Genomic DNA, 22,799 nt, shown 5'->3' on the forward strand with positions numbered 1-22,799 from the left:
ACGGGGACCAATCTCTTCAACATGGGGCTGGCCTCGGGCGAACCGCCGGAGCTCTGGAACGTCGATCACCCCGACCGGATCGCCACGCTCTACCGCGGCGCGGTCGAGGCGGGCTCGGATCTGTTCCTGACCAATTCCTTCGGCGCGAACGCGAGCCGGCTGAAGCTGCACGGCGCGCAGGGCCGGGTGCGCGAGCTCAACCGCATCGCCGCCGAGATCGGCCGCGAGGTGGCGGAAAAGGCCGGGCGCGAGGTCGCCGTCTGCGGCTCGATCGGGCCGACCGGAGAGATTTTCGCGCCGATGGGCACACTGACGCACGCCGTCGCGGTCGAGATCTTCCACGAACAGGCCGAGGGGCTGAAGGAGGGCGGCGCCGACGTGCTCTGGGTCGAGACGATCTCGGCGCCCGAGGAATTCGCCGCCGCCGCCGAGGCCGCGCGGCTTGCCGGCATGGACTGGTGCGGCACGATGAGCTTCGACACCGCGGGGCGCACGATGATGGGGGTGACCTCGGCGCAGCTCGCCGCGCTCGTCGAAAAGCTGCCGAATCCGCCGCTTGCCTTCGGCGCGAATTGCGGCGTCGGCGCGGCGGATCTGATGCGCACGATCCTCGGCTTCGTCGCCGCGGGCACCGAGCGGCCGATCATCGCCAAGGGCAATGCCGGGATCCCGAAATATCACGACGGCCATATCCATTACGACGGCACGCCCGAGCTGATGGGCGATTACGCCTGCCTCGCGCGCGACGCCGGCGCGACGATCATCGGCGGCTGCTGCGGCACGATGCCCGAGCATCTGCGCGCGATGCACGCCGCGCTCACCGCGCGCCCGCGCGGGCCGCGCCCGACGCTCGAGGAGATCTCGGCCAAGCTCGGCGCCTTCTCCTCGGCCTCGGACGGCACCGGCGACGAGGGGCCGACGCGCGAAAGGCGCGGCCGTCGGCGCTGACCCTGACGTCGGGAAGTCGAGTATTTGGACCAAGAAGAAGACAGCTCTTTCTTCTTGGCAAAAATACTCATGCGACCTTGGCCAAGGGCGCACCGGATCAGAAGAGCTCCAGCTGATCGCCCGCCCGCGGCGGCGGCGCGAAGCGCGCGCAATCGAGCGGCGGCAGTTCGCCGAGGCTGAGCCGGCGGCACGAGAGCGCGAAGCGCTGCGCGAGCAGGTCGGCCTCCACCCCCTCCCCCTCCATCCGGGTGCCGAAGCGCGGATCGTTCAGCTTGCCGCCGCGCAGCGCCGCAACCGCGTTCAGCACCCGCTCGGCGCGCGCGGGGTAGTGCCGCTCGAGCCAGTCGGCAAAGAGCGGCGCGACCTCGTGCGGCAGGCGCAAGGGGATCATCGCGGCCGATTTCGCGCCCGCGCGGCGCGCCTCGGTCAATATCGCTTCCAGCGCGTGATCGGTGAGCCCCGGGATGATCGGCGCCGCCATCACCCGCAGCGGCACCCCCGCCCGCGCGATCTCGCGCATCATCCGCAGCCGCGTCTGGGGGCCGGGCGCGCGCGGCTCCATCTTGCGCGCGAGCTCTTCGTCGAGCGTGGTCAGGCTGATGCCCACATGGACGAGATCGCGCGTCGCCATGTCGGCGAGGATGTCGAGATCGCGCAGCACGCCGGCCCCGCGCGTGGTGATCGCCACCGGGTGGTTGAAGGCGGAGAGCACCTCGAGCAGGCGGCGCATGATCCCGAGCTTCGCCTCGGCCGGCTGATAGGGGTCGGTCGCGGTGCCGATCGCGATCGGCGCGGCGCGATAGCCGCGTCGGCGCAGCTCCTGTTCGAGGATCTCGGGCGCCTCGGGCTTCGCCACGATCCGGGTCTCGAAATCGAGCCCGGGCGAGAGGCCGAGATAGCTGTGCGTCGGGCGCGCGAAGCAATAGATGCAGCCGTGTTCGCAGCCGCGATAGGGGTTGATCGAGCGGTCGAAGGCGAGATCGGGGCTGTCGTTGCGGGTGATGACCGAACGCGGGCGCTCGAAGCTCACCTCGGTGCGCAAAAGCCGCGCCTCCTCGGGGATGTCCCAGCCGTCGTCCTCCACCAGCCGCTCATAGGGCTCGAACCGCCCCTTCGGCTGGCTCGCGGCGCCGCGCGCGCGCAGGCGCTGGCGCGGGTCGGTGGGCGGCAGGGAGAGCGGCAGCATCGTCATGGCGCAATTAGAACATAATGAGAACATTGCGCAAGGGATTCGCCTTCCCCCCGGCCCTTGCCATGGCGCGCGTCGGGGACGATGCGGCCAATGTCGCAAATCGCCAAGTAAGCCCCGGGCTTTGCCCGCAACACTTGGAAAACCCAGGAGGTCGCCCATGTCCGACGAAGACGAAATCATCCTCTCCGAACTCGACGACGAGGAGCTGACGCTGCAGATGATGGACGACCTCTATGACGGTCTCAAGGAAGAGATCGAGGAGGCGGTGACCATCCTGCTCGACCGCGGCTGGACCCCCTACGACATCCTGACCAAGGCGCTCGTCGCCGGGATGACGATCGTCGGCGCCGATTTCCGCGACGGCATCCTCTTCGTGCCCGAGGTGCTCTTGGCCGCGAATGCGATGAAGGGCGGCATGGCGATCCTCAAGCCGCTGCTGGTGGAAACCGGCGCGCCGCGGATGGGCAAGATGGTGATCGGCACGGTGAAGGGCGACATCCACGACATCGGCAAGAACCTCGTCGCGATGATGATGGAGGGGGCGGGCTTCGAGATCGTCGATCTCGGCATCAACAACCCGGTCGAGAATTACATCGACACCGCCGAGAAGGAAGGCGCGGACATCATCGGCATGTCGGCGCTGCTCACGACGACGATGCCCTATATGAAGGTCGTGATCGACACGCTGAAGGAAAAGGGCCTGCGCGACAAATACATGATCCTCGTCGGGGGCGCGCCGCTGAACGAGGAATTCGGCCGCGCGATCGGCGCCGACGCCTATTGCCGCGACGCCGCGGTGGCGGTGGAAACCGCGAAAGGCATGATCGCGCGCAAGCATAATCAGCTTGGCGCCTGAAACGCGCGCAGATGTGAGCGCGAAAGGCCCCGATCGCGCATCGGGGCCTTTTCCTTTGCCGCGCGAGGTTCCATATTGGGGCCAAGGAGACGCGCCATGGAACCGATGCCCCTGCCCCATTTCCTGATCCTGATCGCCGCGGTGATCGTGGCGGCGGCCGTCACGCTCTGGTTCGCGGCGACGAAGGGGGTGCCTTTCGCGGCGCTCGCGCTGGCCGCGCTGATCGGCGCCGGGGTGGTCCGGCTGATGGCCCGGGTCGAATGATCTCCGACCTCGCGCTGAGCGAGACGGGGCTGGCGCCCGAGGGGCGCGGGCGCGTGCTGCTCATCGCCTGCGGGGCGCTCGCCCATGAGATCCTCGCGCTGAAACGGGCGAATGGCTGGGAGCATCTCGATCTGACCTGCCTGCCCGCCAACCTGCACCTGCATCCCGAGAAGATCACCGATGCCGTCGCCGCCGCGGTGGCAAAGCATCGCGCGGCCTATGAGACGATCTTCGTCACCTATGCCGATTGCGGCACCGGCGGGCTGCTCGAGGCGAAATGCGCCGAGCTCGGCGTCGGCATGGTGCCCGGGCCGCATTGCTACGCCTTCTTCGAGGGCAACGCGACCTTTGCCGCCCATGCCGAGACCGAGGTGACCGCCTTCTACCTCACCGATTTCCTCGTGCGCCAGTTCGAGGCCTTCGTCTGGCGGCCGATGGGGTTCGAGCGCTACCCCGAGCTCGTGCAGGTGATGTTCGGCAATTACGAGAAACTCGTCTATCTCGCCCAGACCGAAGACCCCGCGCTCGATGCCAGGGCCGAGGAGGCCGCCGCGCGGCTTGGCCTTGCCTATGAGCGGCGCTTCACCGGCTATGGCGATCTTGCCGTCGAGCTCGCCCGCATCGCGCAGGCGCCGCATCGAGCGGCAGATCCGGCCTGAAATCGGGCAGATCGCCCGCAAGAGCGGCAAAATTCCCTCCGCACCCTTTCCAAAGCGGCGCCGCGCCGCTAGGGCTCGGGCAAAGTGAACATGGCCCGCCCCCTCCCCGGTCGCGGGCCTTTGCATTGGGAAGACCCGGATGACCCTTTTCATCGGCAGCGCCGCCTGGCGCCGCGAATGGATCCGCGCACCGAGGGCCGATCTGCTCTCGGGCCTCGTCGTCGCGCTCGCGCTGATCCCCGAGGCGATCGCCTTCTCGATCATCGCCGGCGTCGATCCGAAGGTCGGGCTCTATGCCTCCTGCATCATCGCGATGGTGACGGCGGTCTTCGGCGGGCGGCCGGCGATGATCTCGGCGGCGACCGCGGCAACCGCGGTGCTGATGGGCACGCTCGTGCGCGAGCACGGGCTGCAATATCTGCTCGCCGCAACCGTGCTCGCCGGGGTGATCCAGCTCGCCGCCGGGGCGCTGAACCTCGGCCAGATCATGCGCTTCGTGTCGAAATCGGTGATGACCGGTTTCGTCAACGCGCTGGCGATCCTGATCTTCCTCGCCCAGCTGCCCGAGCTCGACCCGCGCCACGTTCCCCCGGTGACCTATGCGCTGGTGGCACTCGCGCTTGCGGTGATCTACCTCTTCCCGCGGATCTCCCGCACGATCCCCTCGCCGCTCGTCGCGATTCTCGTGCTCACCGCGCTCACCCTCGGGCTGGGCCTCGACACGGTGCATACCGTGGCCGACATGGGCGCGCTGCCCTCGGAACTTCCCGCTTTCGCGCTGCCGCAGGTGCCGTTCAACCTGCACACGCTCGAGGTGATCCTGCCCTATTCCACCGCAGTCGCCGTCGTCGGCCTGCTCGAGAGCCTGATGACGCAGCAGATCGTCGACGAGATGACCGACTCGCGCTCGAGCCGCCGGCAGGAATGCTACGGCCAGGGGATCGCGAATTTCGTCACCGGCTTCTTCGGCGGGATGGCGGGCTGCGCGATGATCGGGCAATCGGTGATCAACGTCACCTCCGGCGGGCGCGGGCGGCTTTCGACCGCCTTCGCGGGGGCGATGCTGATGGTGCTTTGCGTCGCGCTCGGCCCCTGGGTCGGGCGGATCCCGATGGCCGCGCTCGTCGCGATCATGATCATGGTCTCGATCGGCACCTTCTCCTGGCGCTCGATCGCACAGCTGCGCACGATGCCGCTGTCGTCAAATGTGGTGATGCTGGCGACGGTGGGCTTCGTCGTGCTGACCCATAACCTCGCGATCGGGGTGCTGGTCGGCGTGCTGCTTTCGGGCATCTTCTTCGCGGGCAAGATCGCCCGGCTGACCGAGATCACCTCGCGCCTCGACGCCGAGCACCGGCTGCGCGTCTACACGATCCGCGGGCAGATCTTCTTCGCCTCGGTCGAGGATTTCAACCAGGCCTTCGATTTCCGCGAGAAACTCGAGCGCGTGGTGATCGACCTCACCCAGGCGCATATCTGGGACATTTCCTCCGTCGCCGCGATCGAACGCGCGCTGGCGAAGTTCCGCGCGAATGGCACCGAGGCGAAGATCGTCGGGCTGAACCGCGCGAGCGAGACGATCATCGAGCGGCTCGGCTCGGAGACCCCGGCGGCGGGGCATTGAGGGGAAAGGGGGCGCTGCCCCCGTCCGCTGACGCGGACTCCCCCGGGATATTTGAACTCTATAGAAACAGCCTTCTACAGAGCTGAAATATCCCGGGGGTGAGGCCGAAGGCCGAGGGGGCAGCGCCCCCTCCCCGGCTCAGGCGTCGAGCTCGGCATCCCAGTAGAGAAAGTCGATCCAGCTTTCATGCAGGTAGCCCGGCGGGAAGCGGCGCCCGACCTGGTGCATTTCCTCCGGGCTCGGCGCCGCGGGGGTGCGCTTGAGCCGCATGCCCGAGGCGCGGAGCGACTTGTTCGCCTTTTTCAGGTTGCAGGGCGCGCAGGCGGCGACGACGTTCTCCCAGCTGGTCACGCCCCCTTTCGAGCGCGGAATGACGTGGTCGAAGGTCAGATCCCCCTTCGATCCGCAATACTGGCAGCAGAAACCGTCCCTCAGAAAAAGATTGAAGCGCGTGAAAGCCACGCGCTTCTGGGGTCGGACGAATTCTTTCAGCACCACGACGGAGGGGATGCGTATCGCTTCCTTCTGGCTTCGCACCACCTCGTCATATTCGGCGAGGATCGTGACCCGGTCGAGGCAGACCGCCTTGATCGCCTCCTGCCAGGGCCAGAGCGAGAGCGGATAGTAGCTCAGCGGGCGAAAGTCGGCGTTGAGCACCAATGACGGGAAATGCTTGAGCGCCGATGGCTCGCGCACGAATTGCGTTCGGAAGTCCGTCCTGTCGCCGTGGTCCAGCATGCTCACCCGTCCTCGCCCTGTCGCCCGAAGGTCGCCAAGGGCGGGGAACCGCCCCTGCCGATACCTCAACTATATATGGCGTTTCGCATCTGGCAAGCGTCGCCATCTGCGATTTTCTGCCGTGCAGCATGGTTGCACGACGAGGTGACAGGGCGATGACGGCTCAGCCCGGCAATTTGTCCCTCAGGAAGGCGAGCGCGACCGAAAGCCCGTCGGGCGCGATGCCGTGGCCGGTGCCCTGCATGACATGGCCATAGGTCTCGACCCCGGCGGCGACGAGCGCATCGCCCGCGACACCCATTTCCTCGAAGGGCACCATCGGATCGGCGTCGCCGTGAATGAGCAGCACCGGCGGTTTCGCGGTGATCTCGGCGGCGAGCGTCTCGGGGCGCAAAAGCTTGCCCGAGAAGGCGACGACGCAGGCGAAGGGCTCGGGCCGGCGCAGCGCCACCTCGAGCGACATCATCGTGCCCTGCGAAAAGCCGACCAGCGCGATCTGCGCGGGCGCAAGCCCCTCTTCCGCGATCAGATCGTCGAGAAAGCCGTTCAGATCCGCCTTTGCGCGGGCAAGCCCCGCGGCCGAGGCGGCCTCGCTCGAACCGTCGAGCCGCGGGATCGGGAACCATTGCCGCCCGAAGGGATTGCCGGCGCAGGGCTCGGGCGCGTCGGGCGCGACGAAGAGCGTGTCGGGCAGATGCGGCCCGAGCGGATCGGCGAGGCCCAGAAGATCGGCGCCATCCGCGCCATAGCCGTGCAGGAAGACGACGGCCGATTTCATCGTGCCCGATTGCGGCGCGACGCGCCCGGTCTTCAGTTTCCGCAGATCCGCGCTCATGGCGCCACCCCTTCTCTTTGTTTGCAGGCCGCGTAAAAGGCCCAGAGCCCGCGCGCGGCCACCGCGCGCCAGGGCGACCAGGCCTCGGCCATCCGGTTGAATTCCTTGCGCCTCGGCCGCTCGGGCAGATCGAAGAGCAGCCGCGCCCCCTCGGCCAAGGCCAGATCGTCGACGGCGAAGACATCGGCGCGGCCGAGCGCGAAGATCAGATACATCTCGACCGTCCAGCGCCCGATGCCGGGCAACGGCAGCAGCGTCGCGATCACCGCCTCGTCGGGCAGGGCGCGCAGCCCGTCGAAATCGACGCCCGATGAGGCCAGCCCGCGCAGGTATTTCACCTTCTGCCGCGAGAGGCCGCAGCCGCGCAGATCCTCCTCCGAGGCCGCGGCGATCGCCGGCGCCTCGGCAAAGCCCGCCGCCAGAACCTTGCCCAGGATCGCATTCGCCGCCGCGACCGAGACCTGCTGGCCGATGATCGCGTCGCGCAGCGCGACGAAGCCATCTTCGCGCCGGCGCAGCGGCCAGGGGCCGGTCACCTCGAGCACGCGGGCGAAACGCGGCTCGGCCGCGGCCAGCCAGGCCGCGCCCTCTGCGATATCTTCGGTGGTTTCGACGATCCGGCCGTGCATCGCTGCACAGTGCCCCAGATCGGCACCGCTTGCCAGCCCCCCCTCTCGGGCGCTAGGGCTGTGCCATGACCGAGACCGCCGCCTCCCCCGCCCCGCTCGCGCCGCGCCTGCGCCGCAACATCACCGTGCTCGTGCTGGCACAGGCGCTTCTGGGCGCGCAGATGTCGATGATCTTCACCGTGGGCGGGCTGGCGGGGCAGTCGCTCGCGCAGAACCCCTGCTGGTCGACGCTGCCGCTTTCGCTGATCGTGCTCGGCTCGGTGCTGAGCGCGCAGCCGCTGTCCGAATTCATGTCCGCCTATGGCCGGCGCGCGGGGTTCATCCTCGCCACCGCGGCGGGCGCGCTCGGCGCGGCGATCGCGGCGCGCGCGCTTTATGTCGGCTCGTTCTCGCTCTTCATGTTCGGCTCCTTCTTTGCCGGGATCTACATGTCGGCGCAGGGCTTCTACCGCTTTGCCGCGACCGACGGCGTGCCGGGGGAATTCCAGCCGAAGGCGATCTCCTATGTGATGGCGGGGGGCCTTGCCGCGGCGATCATCGGGCCGCAGATGGTGAAACTCACCGCACAGGCGATGGTGGTGCCCTTCATGGCCACATATCTTGCGATCATCGGCATCAATATCCTCGGCCCGATCCTCTTCGGCTTTCTCGACATTCCGGCGCCGGGGCGGCGGGCGAAGGGCGTCGCCCATCCCGGCCGCACGCGGATGGAGCTGCTGCGCGATCCGGTGATCGCGGTGGCGATGATCTGCGGCATGGTCTCTTATGCGCTGATGAACCTGGTGATGACCTCGACGCCGCTTGCGGTGGTCGGCTGCGGCATGCAGGCCTCGGATGCGGCGAATATCGTCTCCGCCCACGTGCTGGCGATGTATCTGCCCAGCTTCTTCACCGGCGCGCTGATCGCGCGGTTCGGCAAAGAGACGATCGTCGGCGTCGGCCTCGTGATCCTCGCAGCCTCGGGCGCGGTGGCGATGACCGGGGTCGAGCTCGAGCGCTTCTTCGCCGCGCTGATCCTGCTGGGGGTCGGCTGGAACTTCGGCTTCATTGGCTCGACCGCGATGCTCGCCTCGGCGCATACGCCCGACGAGCGCGGCCATGTGCAGGGGATGAACGATTTCGTCGTCTTCGGCGGCGTGTTCCTCGCCTCGCTGAGCTCGGGCGGGCTGATGAACTGCTCCTCCGCAGGCGATCCGCAGGCCGGCTGGCAGGCGGTGAACATGGCGATGCTGCCGTTCCTGACGCTTGCCGGCGGCGCGCTGATCTGGCTCGTGATGCGGCCGAAGGAAACACGGTAAGGGCGGAACCGGGGGCGCTGCCCCCGGACCCCCGAGGTATTTGCGGCAAGATGAAGGGGCTTTCCGCTGCCTTTCATCTTGCCGCAAATACCTCGGGGGGAGTCCGAAGGACGGGGGGCAGCGCCCCCCTCCCCGGTCAGGCCTCGCGCAGCGCGCGGATCCGGGCGGCGAGCGCCAGCGTCGAGCCATCCTTGCCCGCGCCCGCGCTTTCGCCCGAAAGCACCGGGGCAAGCGCCAGCGCCAGCTCCTTGCCCAGCTCGACGCCCCATTGGTCGAAGCTGTTGATGCCGAGGATCACCCCTTCGACGAAGACGCGGTGTTCATAGAGCGCGATGATGCCGCCGAGCGCGAAGGGCGTGAGCTCAGGGATCAAAAGCGTGGTCGAGGGGCGGTTGCCCGGGAACACGCGGTGGCGCGCCTGACGGTCGAGCTCGGCGCCGGTGAGGCCCTTCTTGCGCATGATCTCCGTCGCCTCGGCGAGCGAGCGGCCGCGCAGCAGCGCCTCGGCCTGCGCGAGGCAGTTCGCGACGAGGAGCAGATGCTGATGCTCGAGATCGGGCTCGCGCCCGGTCGCGGCGACGATGAATTCGCAGGGGATCACCCGCGTGCCCTGATGGATCAGCTGATAAAAGGCGTGCTGGCCGTTGGTGCCCGGCTCGCCCCAGACCACCGGGCCCGAGTTATAGGGCAGCTCGGCGCCGTCCATGCTCACCCGCTTGCCGTTACTCTCCATCTCGAGCTGCTGCAGATAGGCGGGCAGCCGCGCGAGGCGCTGTTCGTAGGGCAGCACCGCGCGGGTCGCATGGCCGCAGATCTGATTATGCCAGATGCCGACGAGCGCGAGCAGAACCGGCAGGTTCTCGGCGAAGGGGGCGGTGCGGAAATGGCGGTCCATCGCGGCGGCGCCGGCGTGGAACTCGGCGAAGCGCTCCGGCCCGACGGCGAGCATCAGGCTCAGCCCGATCGGCGACCAGACCGAATAACGCCCGCCGACCCAGTCCTCGAAACCGAAGACGCGCGCCGGGTCGATGCCGAAGGCGGCGGTCTTGTCGACGGCCGAGGAGATCGCGGCGAATTGCGCGGCCGGATCGGCGACCTTCGCCGCCATCCATTTCCGCGCGCTTTCCGCGTTGGTCATCGTCTCGATCGTGGTGAAGGTTTTCGAGGCGACGATCACCAGCGTCGTCTCGGGGTTCAGTCCGGCAAGCGTGTCATGGATATGCGCGCCATCGACGTTCGAGACGAAATGGCAGCGCGGCCCGTCGGCAAAGGACGACAGCGCGAGCGTCGCCATCGCCGGGCCGAGGTCGGAGCCGCCGATGCCGATATTGACGACATCGGTGATCGCGCCGCCCTGCCCGGTGAAACTCCCCGAGCGGACCGCCTCGGCGAAGGCCTGCATCCGGGCAAGCGTCGCGCGCAGCTCGGGCATCACGTCCTGGCCGTCGACCGAGATCTCGGCGCCCGGGTTGCGCCAGGCGGTGTGCAGGACCGCGCGCCCCTCGGTCTCGTTGATCTTCGCGCCCGAGAACATCGCGTCGCGCTTCTCGGCGACGCCGGTCTTTTCGGCCAGCGCGATCAGCTGGGCGCGGGCGATCTCGTCGATGCTCGTCTTGGAATAATCGAACAGGAAATCCCCGAACTCGGCGCTGAAGGCGCGGGCGCGGGTGTCATCGGCAAAAAGGTCGGTGATCTTGCGGGTCTTCGTCGCGGCGTGATGCGCGAGCAGGTCGTCAAAGCGGTTCATCATGGTGCCCAATGCACGGTTGCGGTTTTCAGGACGCAGCGCACCGGAGCCTCCGTCTCGGGCAGCTGCGCGGCACGTTCGATCGCGGCGCGTTTCTCCTCGCCGGTGATCAGGATATGGATATGCATCGCATCCCTCAAGACCGGTGCGGTGAGCGTGATGCGCGGTTCGGCCGCGGCATCGGCGCGCAGCGCCATCAGCACCGGCGCCTCGGGGGCGAGCGCCTCGTCAAGCTTGTCGGCGCCGGGGAAGAGCGATGCGGTATGCATGTCCGCCCCCATGCCAAGCACGAGCACGGTGATCGGCAGCACGGTGACGATGCCCGCGGCGAGATCGTCGAGCCGCTCCTCGGGCATGTCGGCGGGCGCATAAAGCGGCACCAGATGCGCCGCCGCCGCCTTGCCCCGCAACAGCCGCTCGCGCAAAAGCCGCGTGTTCGAGCGCGGATGCGTCTCGGGCACCCAGCGCTCGTCGTTGAGCAGCACCGAGACCCTGTCCCAGGGCAGATCGAGACCGGAGAGGATGTCGAAGACCGGCCCCGGCGTGGTGCCGCCCGGAACGCTCAGCGTGGCCCGCCCCTCGACCTCGATCGCCCGGCGCAATTCGCTTGCCACGCGATCGGCCAGCGCCACCATCAGCATCTCGCGGTCCGGGTAGGCCTCGAAATTCATGTGCGGATCTCCCGCCAGCGGCGACCGTCGCGGTGCATCAGCATCAGCGCGTCCTCCGGCCCGGAGGAGCCCGCGTCATAGGGCTTCGGCCGGTCGCGGCGTTCCTCCCAGCCGGCGATGATCGGATCGGTCCAGGCCCAGGCCGCCTCCACCTCGTCGCCGCGCATGAAGAGCGTCTGGTTGCCGCGGATCACGTCCATGATGAGGCGCTCATAGGCGTCGGGGATATCGGCCCCCTCCTCGCCCAGCGCCTCGGCGAAGGACATGTCGAGCGGCACCTGCACGAGGCGCATGCCGCCCGGCCCCGGCTCCTTGATCATCACCTTGAGGTTCATCCCCTCGTTCGGCTGCAGCCGGATCACGAGGACATTCTCGCGCCAGTTGCTGTCGTCCTCGTCGAAGATCGAATGCGGCGGCTGCTTGAAGGTGATCGCGATCTCGCTCGCGCGCGCGCGCAGCCGCTTGCCGGTGCGCAAATAGAAGGGCGTGCCCTGCCAGCGCCAGTTCGCGACATGGGCCTTGAGCGCGACATAGCTTTCGGTGCGGCTGTCGGGGTTCTCCGAATCGGCGAGATAGCCGGGCTGCGCCTCCTTGCCCCTGGCGTCCTTCACGCCGAGATACTGGCCGCGCACGATGTCGGAGGGCGCGACCGGCTGCAGCGCGCGGATCACCTTGAGCTTTTCGTCGCGCACCGCGTCCGGGTCGAAGTGATAGGGCGGCTCCATCGCGATCAGGCACAAAAGCTGCATCATGTGGTTTTGCACCATGTCGCGCATCGCGCCCGAGCGGTCGTAGTAGCTGCCGCGCCCGCCGACGCCCACCGTCTCGGCGACGGTGATCTGCACATGGTCGATATACTGGCTGTTCCAGAGCGGCTCGAACAGGATATTGGCGAAGCGCACCGCCATCAGGTTCTGCACCGTCTCCTTTCCGAGGTAGTGGTCGATGCGGTAGATCTGATGTTCGTCGAAATGCGCGGCGAGCGTGGCGTTGAGCGCCTTCGCCGAGGCGAGATCGCGGCCGAAGGGTTTTTCCACCACGATGCGGCTTTCGGGCGTGGCGATGCCGTTCGCATGCAGCCGGTCGGCGATCGACCCGAAAAGCGCGGGCGCGACCGAGAAATAGAAGGCGTTGATCCGCGCGGGATCGACCATTTTCTTCAGGGCTTTCCAGCCCGACTCACCGGTCGCATCCACCGCGACATAATCGAGAATCGCGAGGAAGGCCTCGATCTGCGCCGGGTCGAGCTTCGACGCGCCGACATATTCGTTGATCGCGGCACGCACCTGGGTGCGGAACCCCTCGGCCTCCATCTCGGAACGCGCGGCGCCGATGATCCGCGCGCCTTCGGGGAATTGTCCCGCGAAAAAGCGCCGGTAGAGGCCGGGCAGGATCTTGCGCGTGGCCAGATCGCCGGTCGCGCCGAAGATCACGAGGTCGAAAGGGTCAACGGGAATGACGCGGGAAACCATGGATGTCTCCGTTTTGAGGCCTCTGGGCAGAGATGGCAACTGGCTCATGTTAGCGCTAACGCCCGCTTTTAACCTCGTAATACCCCGAAGTCTAGCCCGGTCCGTCGCAGTTTCAAAGCGGTTTGGATGTCACATCCAGGGCATTGCCCAGAAATCGGGCGAGCGCAGCCGGGTCCGGAGGCAGCTCTTCGCCCAATCCTTCGGCAAATGCCTCGAATTCGGCCCGCGTCTCGGGAGGGACCGAGATCAGCACGGAAAGCCCGGCCTCGAGCGCGAGCCCGATCAGCGGGCGGCAACCGCGCCCGGCCGCCTCCTGCTTGCCGAACTTGTTCAGGATCAGCGCGGCGCCTTCGGGCGCGGCGGCGATCGCGCGGGCGGTCTCCTCCACGGCCAGTTCCAGCGCGCCCGCGTCGAGCGTGCAGGCATCGGCGCCGGGGCCGAGCGGCTGGGAGATCGAGGTCACGCGCCCGGCGGGCAGCAGCCGCAGATGCATCTCGCAGGCGCGCTCCCCCGCCACCGGCTCGCGCACCATCGCGACGACCGGCACCCCGCGCGCGGCGAGATCCGCGGCGAGGTCGGCGAGCAGCGCATCGGCGCGGCCCCTTTCGGTCAGCGTGACGAAACCGAGCATCAGATCTCCCCCCGGGCCACGGCGATCGCCTTGGCCAGCCGGGGGAGCTTTGCGCGTTTCAGAAGCGCACGCAACGGTTGCGGTGCGCGCGAGAGGCGCTCCGCCTCGGCGCGCACGGCATCGACCACCGCCTCGACCGCAGCGGGCTGTTCGGACCAGAGCTGCCACAAAAGCCCGTCGGGATCGCGCCGGTCGAGCCCCTCGGCCGCCAGCGCGCCGCGCGGGAAATCCTGCGCGTTGAAGGTGACGATCGCCTCCGCCCCGCCCGCGATCGCCGCGGCGAGGACATGGATGTCATTCGCGTCGGGCAGGTGCAGCCGCGATTCCAGCCCCGGGCGCGGCGCGATCTCGGCCTGCGGGAAGGCGGCGCGCAGGCTGGCGATCTCACCGCGCGCGATCGCCTCGTCGGCGGGGCCGAAGCGGGCCGCCGCGCGCGCCCATTCCTCGAGGATGCGCGCCGACCAGAGCGGCTGGTAAAGCCCCGCGCGGGCGACCCCGATCAGGATCTCGCGCAGCACGGTCGGAAACAGCACGCAGGCGTCGAGGGTGAGCTTCATCAGTCGAGCCGGAAGAACAGCGCCTTGAGATAGCCCGATTCGGCGAGCTGCGGCAGCATCGGGTGGTCGGGGCCGGCGAAACCGGTGTGCAGCAGTTGCGCGCGCCGCCCGCCGCGACCAATGCCGCGGGTCGAGGCGCCGCGGAAGGCCACGAGATCGGCCGCATGCGAGCAGGAGCAGAGCACGAGATAGCCGCCGGGCGCGACGAGCGGCGCGGCAAGGCGCGCGATGCGCTCATAGGCGCGCAGGCCCGCGTCGAGCGCCTGGCGCGACGGCGCGAAAGCGGGCGGATCGCAGATCACCAGATCGAACTGCGCGCCCTCCGTGCCCAGCGCCTCGAGCGTGGCGAAGGCGTCGCCCTTGCGGGTGGCGAAATGCGCGCCCTGCCCCATCGCCTCGGCCCCCTGCGCGGCCAGATCGAGCGCCGGCGCCGAGGCGTCGACGGCCAGCGCGCTTTCCGCGCCCCCCGCAAGGCAGGCCAGCGCAAAGCCGCCGACATGGGAAAACACATCAAGCACCCGCGCCCCCTTCGCCAGCCGCGCGGCAAAGGCGTGGTTCGGGCGCTGGTCGAAGAAGAGGCCGGTCTTCTGCCCGCCCATCACATCGGCCATATAGACCGCGCCATTCATCGGCACCGCGATCGGGCCGGGCACGGCGCCGGTGAGCACCTCGGTCTCCTCGGCGAGGCCTTCGAGGCTGCGCGCGCGACCGGTGCCGTTCTTGACCACGGTGGAAACGCCGGTGAGCTTCGCAAGCTCCGCCGCGATCTCGCCGATCATCGCCTCCGACCAGGCGGCATTCGGCTGGATCACCGCGACGTCGCCGAAACGGTCGATGATGACGCCCGGCATGCCGTCCGCCTCGGCGTGGATCAGGCGATAAAAGGGCGCGTCGAACAGCCGCTCGCGCAGCTCGAACGCGGTTTTCAGCTTGGCCGCGATCCAGGTGGTGCCGATCTCCGCCGCCGGATCGCGCTCCATCACCCGGGCGATGATCTTCGATTTCGGATTGACGGTGACGGTGGCGAGCGGGCGGCGCTCGGCATCCTCGAGCGTCGCGATCGTGCCGGGCAGCAGCGCCTGGGTGCGCCGGTCGGTCACCAGCTCGTCGGCATAGACCCAGGGGAAACCGTGGCGGATCGCGCGCGCCTCGGCCTTCGGGCGCAGCCGCACGACCGGGCGGGAAGCGGCTTCGGGGGAAACGATCTCGGACATGGCAGGCCTCGCACAGCGAAAAGGGGGCGTTGCCGCCCCCTCTAGCGCCTCGCGCCCAGCGAGGAAAGGTCTCACTCGGCCAGCGACAGCCGGTCGGGCGCCGCCGGTTCCGGCGCGGGCGCCGGCGCGGTCAGCAGATCGTGCAGGTAATCGGCGAGGAACTGGGTGATCACGACCTTCTCGGTCAGCCCGCGGCTTTCCTCGTCGATCGCCTTCTGCCCGCCGGACGCCGGGAAGCCGTGGTCGATCACCCGCGGCCCCTCGAGGATCGCGCCGGTCTCGGCGTCGCGCACGGTCAGCGCGAATTTCACGCCATAGGTGCCGCCGAAAGTGTAGCGCGTCTTTTCCGTCAGCGCGTGGAAGCGGATCACCTCGATGTCGACGACGACGGGGCGGCCCTCGGTCATCTCGGCGGTCGCGCGGCCCGCGGCCTCGGTGAAGATCGCGGAGACCTGCGCGTAGCGGTCGCCGCGGGCCTCGCCGCGCCAGACGATGTCGGCGATCGGATAATAGAGGTTCGCCTCCGAGACATGCAGCGTACGCGGCACGGCGACACGCACGGCGCTCACCTTCCACTCGGGCGCGGCAACGGGGGCCGAGCCGTCGACGACGATCTCGTCAAGGGCGGTCGCCTCGTTGGCGGCGCGCGTCGCGGGTTCGATCTGCGCACAGCCGGCCATCGCGGCAAGCGCGAGGACGAGCGCGGCAAGGCGGGCAGTGGTGCGGATGGCTTGCATCGGTTTCGCTCCGGGAAACAATCTTTGAATCCGAACCTGCGCGGGCAATGTGGCGAAAAATGGTTAATTGTTGTTCGTTTTCGGGGAAGTTGCATTTTTCGCCCCGCCGCCCCTTGCCCTTGCCCGGCCCGGCGCCGATCTTGCACTGAGGAACGCGAGTTGATTTGTTAGCGCTAACGATATAGAAGCAGCCCGGCGGCGCCCTCGGTGCCCGCCGCCGCCCCGGTCCGGCCGGCCGGGTCCGATCGAAAAGACCTTTGCCCGATGACCTCAGACCAGACCCCGCTCAACGCCACCATCGCCCGCGTGACCGACCGCATCCGCACCCGCTCGGCGGCGCGGCGTGCCGATTACCTCGCGCGGATCGGGGCGGCGGCCGCGGCGGGGCCGGCGCGCGCGCATCTGAGCTGCGGCAACCAGGCCCATGCCTATGCCGCGATGGGGGCGGAAAAGCCGCTCCTCGCCGCCGGGCGGGTGCCGAATGTCGGCATCGTCACCGCCTATAACGACATGCTTTCGGCGCATCAGCCCTATGGCGACTACCCCGCGCGGATCAAGGCGGCACTGGCCGAGGACGGGCTCACCGCGCAGGTCGCGGGCGGGGTGCCGGCGATGTGCGACGGCGTCACCCAGGGCCAGCCGGGGATGGAGCTGAGCCTGTTTTCGCGCGACGTGATCGCGCTCGCCGCCGGCGTCGCGATGAGCCACAACTGCTTCGACGCCGCGCTTTATCTTGGCATCTGCGACAAGATCGTGCCCGGCCTCATCATCGCCGCCGCCACCTTCGGCCATGTGCCGGCGGTCTTCCTGCCCTCCGGCCCGATGCCCTCGGGCCTGCCGAACGACGAAAAGGCGAAGGTGCGCCAGCAATTCGCCACGGGCGAAGTGGGCCGTGAGCGGCTGATGGAGGCGGAGATGGCCTCCTATCACGGGGCAGGCACCTGCACCTTCTACGGCACCGCGAACACGAACCAGATGCTGATGGAATTCATGGGGCTGCACCTGCCGGGCGCGAGCTTCGTGAACCCGAACACGCCCTTGCGCGACGCGCTCACCGTGGCGGGGGCGAAACGCGCGGGCGCGATCACCGCGCTTGGCAACGATTACCGCCCCGCCGGCGAGATCCTAGACGAGCGCGCCTTCGTCAACGGGCTCGTCGGGCTGATGGCGACGGGCGGCTCGACCAATCTCGTGCTGCACCTGCCCGCGATGGCGCGCGCGGCCGGGATCGAGCTCGACCTCGAAGATTTCGACGAGGTCTCCTCGGCGGTGCCGCTGATGGCGAAGGTCTATCCGAACGGGCTTGCCGACGTGAACCATTTCCACGCCGCGGGCGGGCTGCAATATCTGATCCGCCACCTGCTCGACGCCGGGCTGATGCATGCCGACGCGCGTTCGGTGATCGGCGAGGACATGCGCGCCTATACCCGCGAACCGAAACTGATCGACGGCGCGCTGACCTGGGTCGAGGGGGCCGTCGAAAGCCTCAACGACAAGATCCTGCGCCCCTGCGCCGCCCCGTTCCAGCCGCAAGGCGGGCTGAAACAGCTCGCCGGCAACCTCGGCCGCGGCGTCATCAAGGTCTCGGCGGTGGCGCCCGAGCGCCATGTGATCGAGGCCCCCGTGCGCGTCTTCGCCGATCAGGAGGCGGTGAAATCCGCCTTCAAGCGCGGCGAATTCACCGCCGACACCGTGGTCGTCGTGCGCTTCCAGGGGCCGCAGGCGAATGGCATGCCGGAACTCCACTCGCTCACCCCCACGCTTTCGGTACTGCAGGAGCGCGGCCTGAAGGTCGCGCTCGTCACCGATGGCCGGATGTCGGGCGCCTCGGGCAAGGTGCCCGCCGCGATCCATGTCTCGCCCGAGGCGGCCTGCGGCGGCCCGCTCGCGAAACTGATCGACGGCGACATCGTGCGCCTCGACGCGACCGCCGGCACGCTCACCTGCCTCACCCCGGGGTTTGAGGCGCGCAGCCCCGCAACCGCCGATCTTTCGGCCAATGAACACGGCCTCGGGCGCGAGCTTTTCGCCGCCTTCCGCCGCAATGTCGGCCCCGCCACCGAAGGCGCCGCCGTCGTCGTCTGATTTCCGCCTCCGGCGGGGATATTTGATCTCTATAGAAACGCGCTTCTACAGAGTGGAAATATCCCCGCCGGAGGCGCCTGACCTCGCCGCCCGCGCGGCGCATCCCATGAGGCTCCGATGATCCCCTCTGAACAATCCCTCGCCGCCCGCAAGATCTGCGCGCTCGCGCCCATAGTGCCCGTCATCGTGGTGAAGGACGTGGCCCATGCCCAGCCGATGGCGCGCGCCCTCGTCGCGGGCGGGCTGCCCGCGCTCGAGGTCACGCTGCGCACCCCCTGCGCGCTCGAGGCGATCCGCGCGATGGCGGATGTCGAGGGCGGCGTGGTCGGCGCGGGCACGCTGCTGACCCCCGCCGACGTCAAGGCCGCGAAGGCCGCCGGCGCACGCTTCGGCGTCTCGCCGGGGCTGACCGAGCGGCTGGTGAAGGCCTGCATCGACGAGGGGCTGGCGCTGCTCCCGGGCACCGCCACCGCAACCGAGGTGATGGCCGCGCTCGACTGGGGCTATGACATGGTGAAGTTCTTCCCGGCCGAGACCTCGGGCGGCGCCTCGGCGATCAAGGCGCTTGGCGGGCCGCTGCCGCAGGTGAGCTTCTGCCCGACCGGCGGCATCAGCCTGAAGAACGCGCGCGACTATCTCGCGCTGCCGAACGTGATCTGCGCCGGCGGCAGCTGGGTCGCGCCCGCGGACAAGGTCGCGGCGGGCGACTGGGCCGGGATCGAGGCGCTCGCGCGCGAGGCCGCCGCCCTGCCGCGCTAAAGCCCGAGCCGCCCGGCCCGCCCGCCGCGCCGGCGCGGGCCAGGTGCGGCGCGCGTCAGCCCCTCGGTCAGAACCTGCGCCATCGGATGCGCGGGATCGGGGGCATAGGTGGCAAGCAGCGCGCGCATCGCCTCGGCCTGCGCGACATCGGGCGCAAGGCTCAGCGCCCAGTCGAGAAAGATCGAGCGGCATTCCCCCGCGGTGATCCCCTCGATCCGGAAGCTCTCGCGGATCAGCCCCTTCGGGTCGGCCTTCGCCAGTTCCATCACGCGCCTTCCCATCCGACTGCCCCTGCGATCCTGCGCCTATTGTGCCAGCGCCCGCTCGACGATCTGCGCCACTTCCGACGTCACCTGCGCAAGCCGCGACGCGAGCGCCGCCAGCGTCTCCTCCCCCGCCTCGCGCAGAAGGAACGCGCGCCCGCCCTCGCCGATCGCCTCCATGTCGAGCGGCCGGTCGGTGAGCAGCCGCCCCCCCGCCTGCAACCGCCAGAGGAACCGGTAGGCGGAGGCGAGCGCCTCGCCCTCGGCTTTCGTGACGAAACCCGCGCGCGGCCCGATGCGCAGCTGCGCCTCGACGCGCCTTGCGGGCTCACCCGCGCGCAGGGCGAAACTCTGCGCGAGCAGTTCGATGTCCTGCAACCGGCCCGGGCCGATCTTCGCCTCCCAATCGCCGTCGGGCGCCTTCGCGGCAAAGATCCGCGCCCGCATCTCGGCGAGATCCGGCATCACCTGCGCGGCGCCCCCCTTCGCCTTGAGCACCGCAAGCCGCACCGCCTCGACGTCCGCGGCCAGCCCCGCATCCCCCGCGACGGGCCGCGCGCGGGTCAGCGCGAGGTGTTCCCAGGTCCAGGCCTCCTCCATCTGATAGGCGTGGAAACTGTCGAGCGAGACCGCGACCGGCCCCTGTTTGCCCGAGGGGCGCAGCCGCATGTCGACCTCGTAAAGCCGCCCCTCCGGCATCGGCGCGGTGAGCGCGGTGATCAGCGCCTGCGTCAGGCGCGCGAAATATTGCCGCGTTGCCAAGGGTTTCGGCCCGGCCGAGGCCTCCTCCCCCTGCGCGTCATAGATCACGATCAGGTCGAGATCGGAGGAGGCATTGAGCCGCTCGGCCCCAAGCGAGCCCATGCCGAGCACCACCGCCCCGCGCCCGGGCGGCGCCCCGTGCTTGCGCGCGAATTCCGCCACCACCGCGGGCCAGAGCGCCCCCACCGCCGCCCCCGCGACATCGGCATATTGCCGGGCCACTTCCGAGGCATCGGTCAGCCCGCGCAGGTGATGCACCCCCGCGCGGAACTTCAACTCCTTCGCCCAACGCCTTGCCGTGTCGAGGTTTTTCTCATAATCGCCCTGCGCGGCAAGCTGTTTCGACAGATCCTCGCGCAGCGCCTCCGCCCCCGGCCAGGGCGCGAAGAACGATCCCCCCAGCACCGCATCGAGCACGCCCGCATTGCGGCTTAGGTAATCCGCCAGCCCCGGCGCCGTGGCGCAGATGTCGACGATCAGGTCGATGAGCGTGGGGTTCGCCTCGAACAGCGAGAAGAGCTGCACCCCGGCGGGCAGGCGCGCGAGGAAGCCGTCGAACTGGCGCAGCGCCTCCTCGGCATGGGCGGCGCGCTGCATCCGTTTCAGGATCTCCGGCTCGATCCGACGGAAGATCGCCTGCGCCCGCTCCGAGCGCAGCGCGGGATAATGCCGCCAGCCCTCGACCAGCGCCTCGGAGGCGGGCGAAAGCGCCGGCCGCTCGGCGCATTCGCCGGGGCTGAAGAAAGCCCCCGTGAGCGCCTCGACCGTCTCGAGCCGGTCGCGCAGCCGGGCTTCCCAGGCCGCGGTGTCCCCCGCGCCCATCATCCGCGCGATCCGGTCGAGCCCCTCGCGCGCCGCGGGCAAAAGCTGCGTCTGCGCGTCGTTCACCATCTGGATCCGGTGCTCGATCTCGCGATGCTCGCGATAGTGATCGGTGAGCGCGCGCGCGACCTCGAGCGGCACCCAGCCCTTCACCGCAAGCTTCGCGAGCCCGCCCACCGTGGTGCGGTCGCGCAGATCGGGGTCGCGCCCGCCGGCGATCAGCTGCCGGGTCTGGGTGAAGAACTCGATCTCGCGGATGCCGCCGGGGCCAAGCTTGATATTCGCCCCGGGCACCGCGATCGGGCCGGTGAGCCCCTTGTGCGCGCGGATCCGCAGGCGCATGTCATGGGCGTCCTGGATCGCGGCGAAGTCGAGATGGCGGCGCCAGACGAAGGGGGTGAGCGTCTGCAGGAACCGCGCGCCCGCCGCCAGATCGCCGCCGCAGGGGCGCGCCTTGATATAGGCCGCGCGCTCCCAGGTGCGGCCCTCGGCCTCGTAGTAAAGCTCCGCCGCCCCCATCGAAATGCAGACCGGCGTGACCGAGGCATCGGGGCGCAGCCGCAGATCGGTGCGGAAGACATAGCCCTCGGCGGTGTGATCCGACAGCATCGCCGCCATCTTGCGGGTGACGCGGATGAAGCTCGCCCGCGCATCCTGCGTCGTCGGGGTCGAATTGCGTCTCGTCGAAAAGGCAAATCAGGTCGATGTCGGAGGAATAGTTGAGCTCCCCCGCCCCCATCTTGCCCATCGCGAGCGCGACCATGCCGCCCGCCTGCGCGGCGTCTTCCGGCGCCTTGCCGGGCAGCTTTCCGCGGCGAATTTCATCGGCGACCAGCCGCGTGAGCGCAAGGTTGACCGCGGTATCGGCGAGCGCGGTCAGCGCGCCGGTCACCTGTTCGAGCGGCCAGACCCCGCCCAGATCGGCAAGGGCCGTGAGCGCCGCGACGCGACGCTTCGCCACCCGCAATTCGGTGGCGAGCTGATCGAGCGGCACTTCGGCGAGCCGCGCAAGCTCGGCATCGAAGGCCTGCCAGGGATCGCCCGCGAGGGTGGGCGCAAGCCAGTCATGCTCGCGCTCCATCAGCCGCGCAAGGAAGGGCGAGCAGCCCGCGGTGCCTGCGATCAGATCGCGCAGCTCGGGCGCGAGATCGCCATATCGGGCGGCAAGATCAGCGCCACGGTCGGGCTCATAGGGGATCGGGCAGCGGGTGAGCAGCGATGCGAATGTCATGGCGCCAGACTAGCCGCCGCCCTTGCGTCGTCAATGACTTCCCTTCCCCGCCGGGATGCGCGAAAACGCCGCCCGAAGGAGAGCGCCATGAGCAAATCTTTGAAACGGGTGGAGCAGGCCCTCGCTGCGGCGGGCGTCGCGCATGAGATCCGCGAAGTGGGCCAGGCCCGCACCGCCGAGGAGGCCGCCGCCTCGGCGGGCTGCGCCGTCGACCAGATCGTGAAGTCGATCCTCTTCGCGGGCGAGACGAGCGGCCATGTCGTGCTGTTCCTGACCGCCGGCGGCAACCGGGTGAGCGCCGAGAAGGCCAGCGCCGTCGCCGGCCAGCCGCTCGGCCGCGCCGATGCGGCGCAGGTGCGCGCCGAGACCGGATTCGCGATCGGCGGCGTCTCCCCGGTCGGGCATCTGAACCCCGCGCCGATCTACTGGGACGCGCGGCTCGACGATTTCGGGACGGTCTGGGCGGCGGCCGGCACGCCGCGGCACATCTTCTCGATCGCGCCCGCGGACCTGCGCCGCATCACCGGCGCGATCCGCGCAGATTTCACCGAATAGCCCCTTCCCTTTCCCGGCGCGCGGGTCTATATCCGCCCGCACCGTGGCCCGTTCGTCTATCGGTTAGGACGCCAGGTTCTCAACCTGAAAAGAGGGGTTCGACTCCCCTACGGGCTGCCACTTATTTGCGCAAGTGATTGATTTTTCTGAACAATTCTTATGGCGCAAAATCCTACTACAGAACTACTACAGCGAAAAATTGGCGCCGCTGAACCATCCCAAAACGATCTAAGGCTGGAAACGATCACGT

21 protein-coding genes, 1 tRNA gene and 1 pseudogene are annotated in these 22,799 nt (G+C 69.0%); 10 read left to right on the forward strand and 13 right to left on the reverse strand.

Annotated elements, in window-relative coordinates; genetic code table 11:
- The coding region (gene bmt / locus AB7U46_RS15750) for a betaine--homocysteine S-methyltransferase (protein WP_428337938.1) at positions 1–948 on the forward strand (948 nt) is incomplete at its 5' end.
- Positions 949–1,045: 97 nt separating this feature from the next.
- On the opposite strand, the gene AB7U46_RS15755 is transcribed toward bmt, so the two are convergent.
- Entirely contained in the window at positions 1,046–2,140 is a 1,095-nt protein-coding gene (locus AB7U46_RS15755; RefSeq protein WP_428337939.1) for a PA0069 family radical SAM protein, read from the reverse strand.
- 157 nt (positions 2,141–2,297) lie between these two features.
- Between AB7U46_RS15755 and AB7U46_RS15760 the strand changes: the two genes are divergently transcribed.
- The 4 genes from AB7U46_RS15760 (at position 2,298) to AB7U46_RS15775 (ending at position 5,543) form a co-directional block, all read left to right on the forward strand.
- Positions 2,298–2,996 carry a corrinoid protein gene (locus AB7U46_RS15760; protein ID WP_428337940.1) on the forward strand — a complete coding sequence of 233 codons (699 nt, stop codon included), beginning with the start codon at positions 2,298–2,300 and terminating at the stop codon, positions 2,994–2,996.
- Positions 2,997–3,092: 96 nt separating this feature from the next.
- Positions 3,093–3,260, forward strand: a complete 168-nt coding sequence (locus AB7U46_RS15765) for a hypothetical protein (RefSeq protein WP_428337941.1) — start codon at positions 3,093–3,095, stop codon at positions 3,258–3,260.
- Complete coding sequence (locus AB7U46_RS15770; RefSeq protein WP_428337942.1) at positions 3,257–3,919, forward strand: DUF1638 domain-containing protein; 663 nt, start codon at positions 3,257–3,259, stop codon at positions 3,917–3,919. Before AB7U46_RS15765 ends, AB7U46_RS15770 begins: the two co-directional genes overlap by 4 nt.
- Before the next feature lie 139 nt (positions 3,920–4,058).
- Positions 4,059–5,543, forward strand: coding sequence for a SulP family inorganic anion transporter (locus AB7U46_RS15775; RefSeq protein ID WP_428337943.1), 1,485 nt, complete (start codon positions 4,059–4,061; stop codon positions 5,541–5,543).
- Positions 5,544–5,681: 138 nt separating this feature from the next.
- On the opposite strand, the gene AB7U46_RS15780 is transcribed toward AB7U46_RS15775, so the two are convergent.
- From AB7U46_RS15780 to AB7U46_RS15790, 3 genes are all read right to left on the reverse strand, one after another.
- Entirely contained in the window at positions 5,682–6,281 is a 600-nt protein-coding gene (locus AB7U46_RS15780) for an HNH endonuclease (protein ID WP_428337944.1), read from the reverse strand.
- A gap of 163 nt (positions 6,282–6,444) precedes the next feature.
- Positions 6,445–7,116, reverse strand: coding sequence for an alpha/beta hydrolase (locus AB7U46_RS15785; RefSeq protein WP_428337945.1), 672 nt, complete (start codon positions 7,114–7,116; stop codon positions 6,445–6,447).
- On the reverse strand, positions 7,113–7,745 hold the full coding sequence (locus tag AB7U46_RS15790; protein WP_428337946.1) for a DNA-3-methyladenine glycosylase family protein: 633 nt from the start codon (positions 7,743–7,745) through the stop codon (positions 7,113–7,115). Before AB7U46_RS15790 ends, AB7U46_RS15785 begins: the two co-directional genes overlap by 4 nt.
- 65 nt (positions 7,746–7,810) lie before the next feature.
- Between AB7U46_RS15790 and AB7U46_RS15795 the strand changes: the two genes are divergently transcribed.
- The gene (locus AB7U46_RS15795; protein ID WP_428337947.1) at positions 7,811–9,043 is read left to right on the forward strand and encodes an MFS transporter; all 1,233 of its coding nucleotides are present in this window, start codon (positions 7,811–7,813) and stop codon (positions 9,041–9,043) included.
- 136 nt (positions 9,044–9,179) lie between these two features.
- On the opposite strand, the gene pgi is transcribed toward AB7U46_RS15795, so the two are convergent.
- The 7 genes from pgi to AB7U46_RS15830 all read right to left on the reverse strand — a co-directional run bounded on the left by pgi (position 9,180) and on the right by AB7U46_RS15830 (position 16,072).
- Positions 9,180–10,790 carry a glucose-6-phosphate isomerase gene (gene pgi / locus AB7U46_RS15800; RefSeq protein WP_428337948.1) on the reverse strand — a complete coding sequence of 537 codons (1,611 nt, stop codon included), beginning with the start codon at positions 10,788–10,790 and terminating at the stop codon, positions 9,180–9,182.
- A complete protein-coding gene (gene pgl / locus AB7U46_RS15805; protein ID WP_428337949.1) occupies positions 10,790–11,461 on the reverse strand; it encodes a 6-phosphogluconolactonase in 672 nt (223 codons plus the stop codon). The genes pgi and pgl overlap by 1 nt, the downstream gene beginning before the upstream one ends.
- On the reverse strand, positions 11,458–12,933 hold the full coding sequence (gene zwf, locus AB7U46_RS15810; protein ID WP_428337950.1) for a glucose-6-phosphate dehydrogenase: 1,476 nt from the start codon (positions 12,931–12,933) through the stop codon (positions 11,458–11,460). Before zwf ends, pgl begins: the two co-directional genes overlap by 4 nt.
- A 112-nt stretch (positions 12,934–13,045) precedes the next feature.
- Positions 13,046–13,564 (reverse strand): DUF2478 domain-containing protein, encoded by a 519-nt coding sequence (locus AB7U46_RS15815; RefSeq protein WP_428337951.1) that lies wholly within the window; start codon positions 13,562–13,564, stop codon positions 13,046–13,048.
- Entirely contained in the window at positions 13,564–14,121 is a 558-nt protein-coding gene (locus AB7U46_RS15820) for an RSP_2648 family PIN domain-containing protein (protein WP_428337952.1), read from the reverse strand. The genes AB7U46_RS15815 and AB7U46_RS15820 overlap by 1 nt, the downstream gene beginning before the upstream one ends.
- Positions 14,121–15,335: an RSP_2647 family RNA methyltransferase gene (locus tag AB7U46_RS15825; RefSeq protein ID WP_428337953.1), complete on the reverse strand. Its 1,215-nt coding sequence runs from the start codon at positions 15,333–15,335 to the stop codon at positions 14,121–14,123. Before AB7U46_RS15825 ends, AB7U46_RS15820 begins: the two co-directional genes overlap by 1 nt.
- A 71-nt stretch (positions 15,336–15,406) precedes the next feature.
- Positions 15,407–16,072 carry a DUF6778 family protein gene (locus AB7U46_RS15830; protein WP_428337954.1) on the reverse strand — a complete coding sequence of 222 codons (666 nt, stop codon included), beginning with the start codon at positions 16,070–16,072 and terminating at the stop codon, positions 15,407–15,409.
- 264 nt (positions 16,073–16,336) lie between these two features.
- Between AB7U46_RS15830 and edd the strand changes: the two genes are divergently transcribed.
- Positions 16,337–18,157 (forward strand): phosphogluconate dehydratase, encoded by a 1,821-nt coding sequence (gene edd, locus AB7U46_RS15835; RefSeq protein WP_428337955.1) that lies wholly within the window; start codon positions 16,337–16,339, stop codon positions 18,155–18,157.
- Positions 18,158–18,274: 117 nt separating this feature from the next.
- On the forward strand, positions 18,275–18,916 hold the full coding sequence (gene eda / locus AB7U46_RS15840; protein ID WP_428337956.1) for a bifunctional 4-hydroxy-2-oxoglutarate aldolase/2-dehydro-3-deoxy-phosphogluconate aldolase: 642 nt from the start codon (positions 18,275–18,277) through the stop codon (positions 18,914–18,916).
- On the opposite strand, the gene AB7U46_RS15845 is transcribed toward eda, so the two are convergent.
- Together AB7U46_RS15845 and AB7U46_RS15850 are read right to left on the reverse strand one after the other, a co-directional pair.
- Complete coding sequence (locus tag AB7U46_RS15845; RefSeq protein WP_428337957.1) at positions 18,913–19,182, reverse strand: hypothetical protein; 270 nt, start codon at positions 19,180–19,182, stop codon at positions 18,913–18,915. The two genes, eda and AB7U46_RS15845, sit on opposite strands and share 4 nt — an antisense overlap.
- 39 nt (positions 19,183–19,221) lie before the next feature.
- Positions 19,222–21,994 (reverse strand): annotated as a pseudogene (locus AB7U46_RS15850) (glutamine-synthetase adenylyltransferase).
- Between the two features lie 87 nt (positions 21,995–22,081).
- Here AB7U46_RS15850 and AB7U46_RS15855 point away from each other — a divergent pair.
- Complete coding sequence (locus AB7U46_RS15855) at positions 22,082–22,549, forward strand: YbaK/EbsC family protein (RefSeq protein ID WP_428337958.1); 468 nt, start codon at positions 22,082–22,084, stop codon at positions 22,547–22,549.
- 45 nt (positions 22,550–22,594) lie between these two features.
- Positions 22,595–22,669: transfer RNA gene (locus AB7U46_RS15860), tRNA-Glu, on the forward strand.
- The last annotated feature ends 130 nt before the right edge of the window (positions 22,670–22,799 follow it).

This window comes from Paenirhodobacter sp. (genome assembly GCF_050177655.1).
Classification (GTDB): domain Bacteria; phylum Pseudomonadota; class Alphaproteobacteria; order Rhodobacterales; family Rhodobacteraceae; genus Rhodobacter.

What these genes read in the sequence shown, in the direction of transcription:
- AB7U46_RS15815 (WP_428337951.1), bottom strand. Translation starts at nt 13,564, where the DNA reads ATGCTCGGTTTCGTCACGCTGACCGAAAGGGGCCGCGCCGATGCGCTG.
- AB7U46_RS15855 (WP_428337958.1), top strand. Translation starts at nt 22,082, where the DNA reads ATGAGCAAATCTTTGAAACGGGTGGAGCAGGCCCTCGCTGCGGCGGGC.
- AB7U46_RS15775 (WP_428337943.1), top strand. Translation starts at nt 4,059, where the DNA reads ATGACCCTTTTCATCGGCAGCGCCGCCTGGCGCCGCGAATGGATCCGC.
- pgi (WP_428337948.1), bottom strand. Translation starts at nt 10,790, where the DNA reads ATGAACCGCTTTGACGACCTGCTCGCGCATCACGCCGCGACGAAGACC.
- AB7U46_RS15795 (WP_428337947.1), top strand. Translation starts at nt 7,811, where the DNA reads ATGACCGAGACCGCCGCCTCCCCCGCCCCGCTCGCGCCGCGCCTGCGC.
- pgl (WP_428337949.1), bottom strand. Translation starts at nt 11,461, where the DNA reads ATGAATTTCGAGGCCTACCCGGACCGCGAGATGCTGATGGTGGCGCTG.
- zwf (WP_428337950.1), bottom strand. Translation starts at nt 12,933, where the DNA reads ATGGTTTCCCGCGTCATTCCCGTTGACCCTTTCGACCTCGTGATCTTC.
- AB7U46_RS15780 (WP_428337944.1), bottom strand. Translation starts at nt 6,281, where the DNA reads ATGCTGGACCACGGCGACAGGACGGACTTCCGAACGCAATTCGTGCGC.
- AB7U46_RS15825 (WP_428337953.1), bottom strand. Translation starts at nt 15,335, where the DNA reads ATGTCCGAGATCGTTTCCCCCGAAGCCGCTTCCCGCCCGGTCGTGCGG.
- AB7U46_RS15845 (WP_428337957.1), bottom strand. Translation starts at nt 19,182, where the DNA reads ATGGAACTGGCGAAGGCCGACCCGAAGGGGCTGATCCGCGAGAGCTTC.
- AB7U46_RS15760 (WP_428337940.1), top strand. Translation starts at nt 2,298, where the DNA reads ATGTCCGACGAAGACGAAATCATCCTCTCCGAACTCGACGACGAGGAG.
- eda (WP_428337956.1), top strand. Translation starts at nt 18,275, where the DNA reads ATGATCCCCTCTGAACAATCCCTCGCCGCCCGCAAGATCTGCGCGCTC.
- edd (WP_428337955.1), top strand. Translation starts at nt 16,337, where the DNA reads ATGACCTCAGACCAGACCCCGCTCAACGCCACCATCGCCCGCGTGACC.
- AB7U46_RS15830 (WP_428337954.1), bottom strand. Translation starts at nt 16,072, where the DNA reads ATGCAAGCCATCCGCACCACTGCCCGCCTTGCCGCGCTCGTCCTCGCG.
- AB7U46_RS15755 (WP_428337939.1), bottom strand. Translation starts at nt 2,140, where the DNA reads ATGACGATGCTGCCGCTCTCCCTGCCGCCCACCGACCCGCGCCAGCGC.
- AB7U46_RS15785 (WP_428337945.1), bottom strand. Translation starts at nt 7,116, where the DNA reads ATGAGCGCGGATCTGCGGAAACTGAAGACCGGGCGCGTCGCGCCGCAA.
- AB7U46_RS15765 (WP_428337941.1), top strand. Translation starts at nt 3,093, where the DNA reads ATGGAACCGATGCCCCTGCCCCATTTCCTGATCCTGATCGCCGCGGTG.
- AB7U46_RS15770 (WP_428337942.1), top strand. Translation starts at nt 3,257, where the DNA reads ATGATCTCCGACCTCGCGCTGAGCGAGACGGGGCTGGCGCCCGAGGGG.
- AB7U46_RS15790 (WP_428337946.1), bottom strand. Translation starts at nt 7,745, where the DNA reads ATGCACGGCCGGATCGTCGAAACCACCGAAGATATCGCAGAGGGCGCG.
- AB7U46_RS15820 (WP_428337952.1), bottom strand. Translation starts at nt 14,121, where the DNA reads ATGAAGCTCACCCTCGACGCCTGCGTGCTGTTTCCGACCGTGCTGCGC.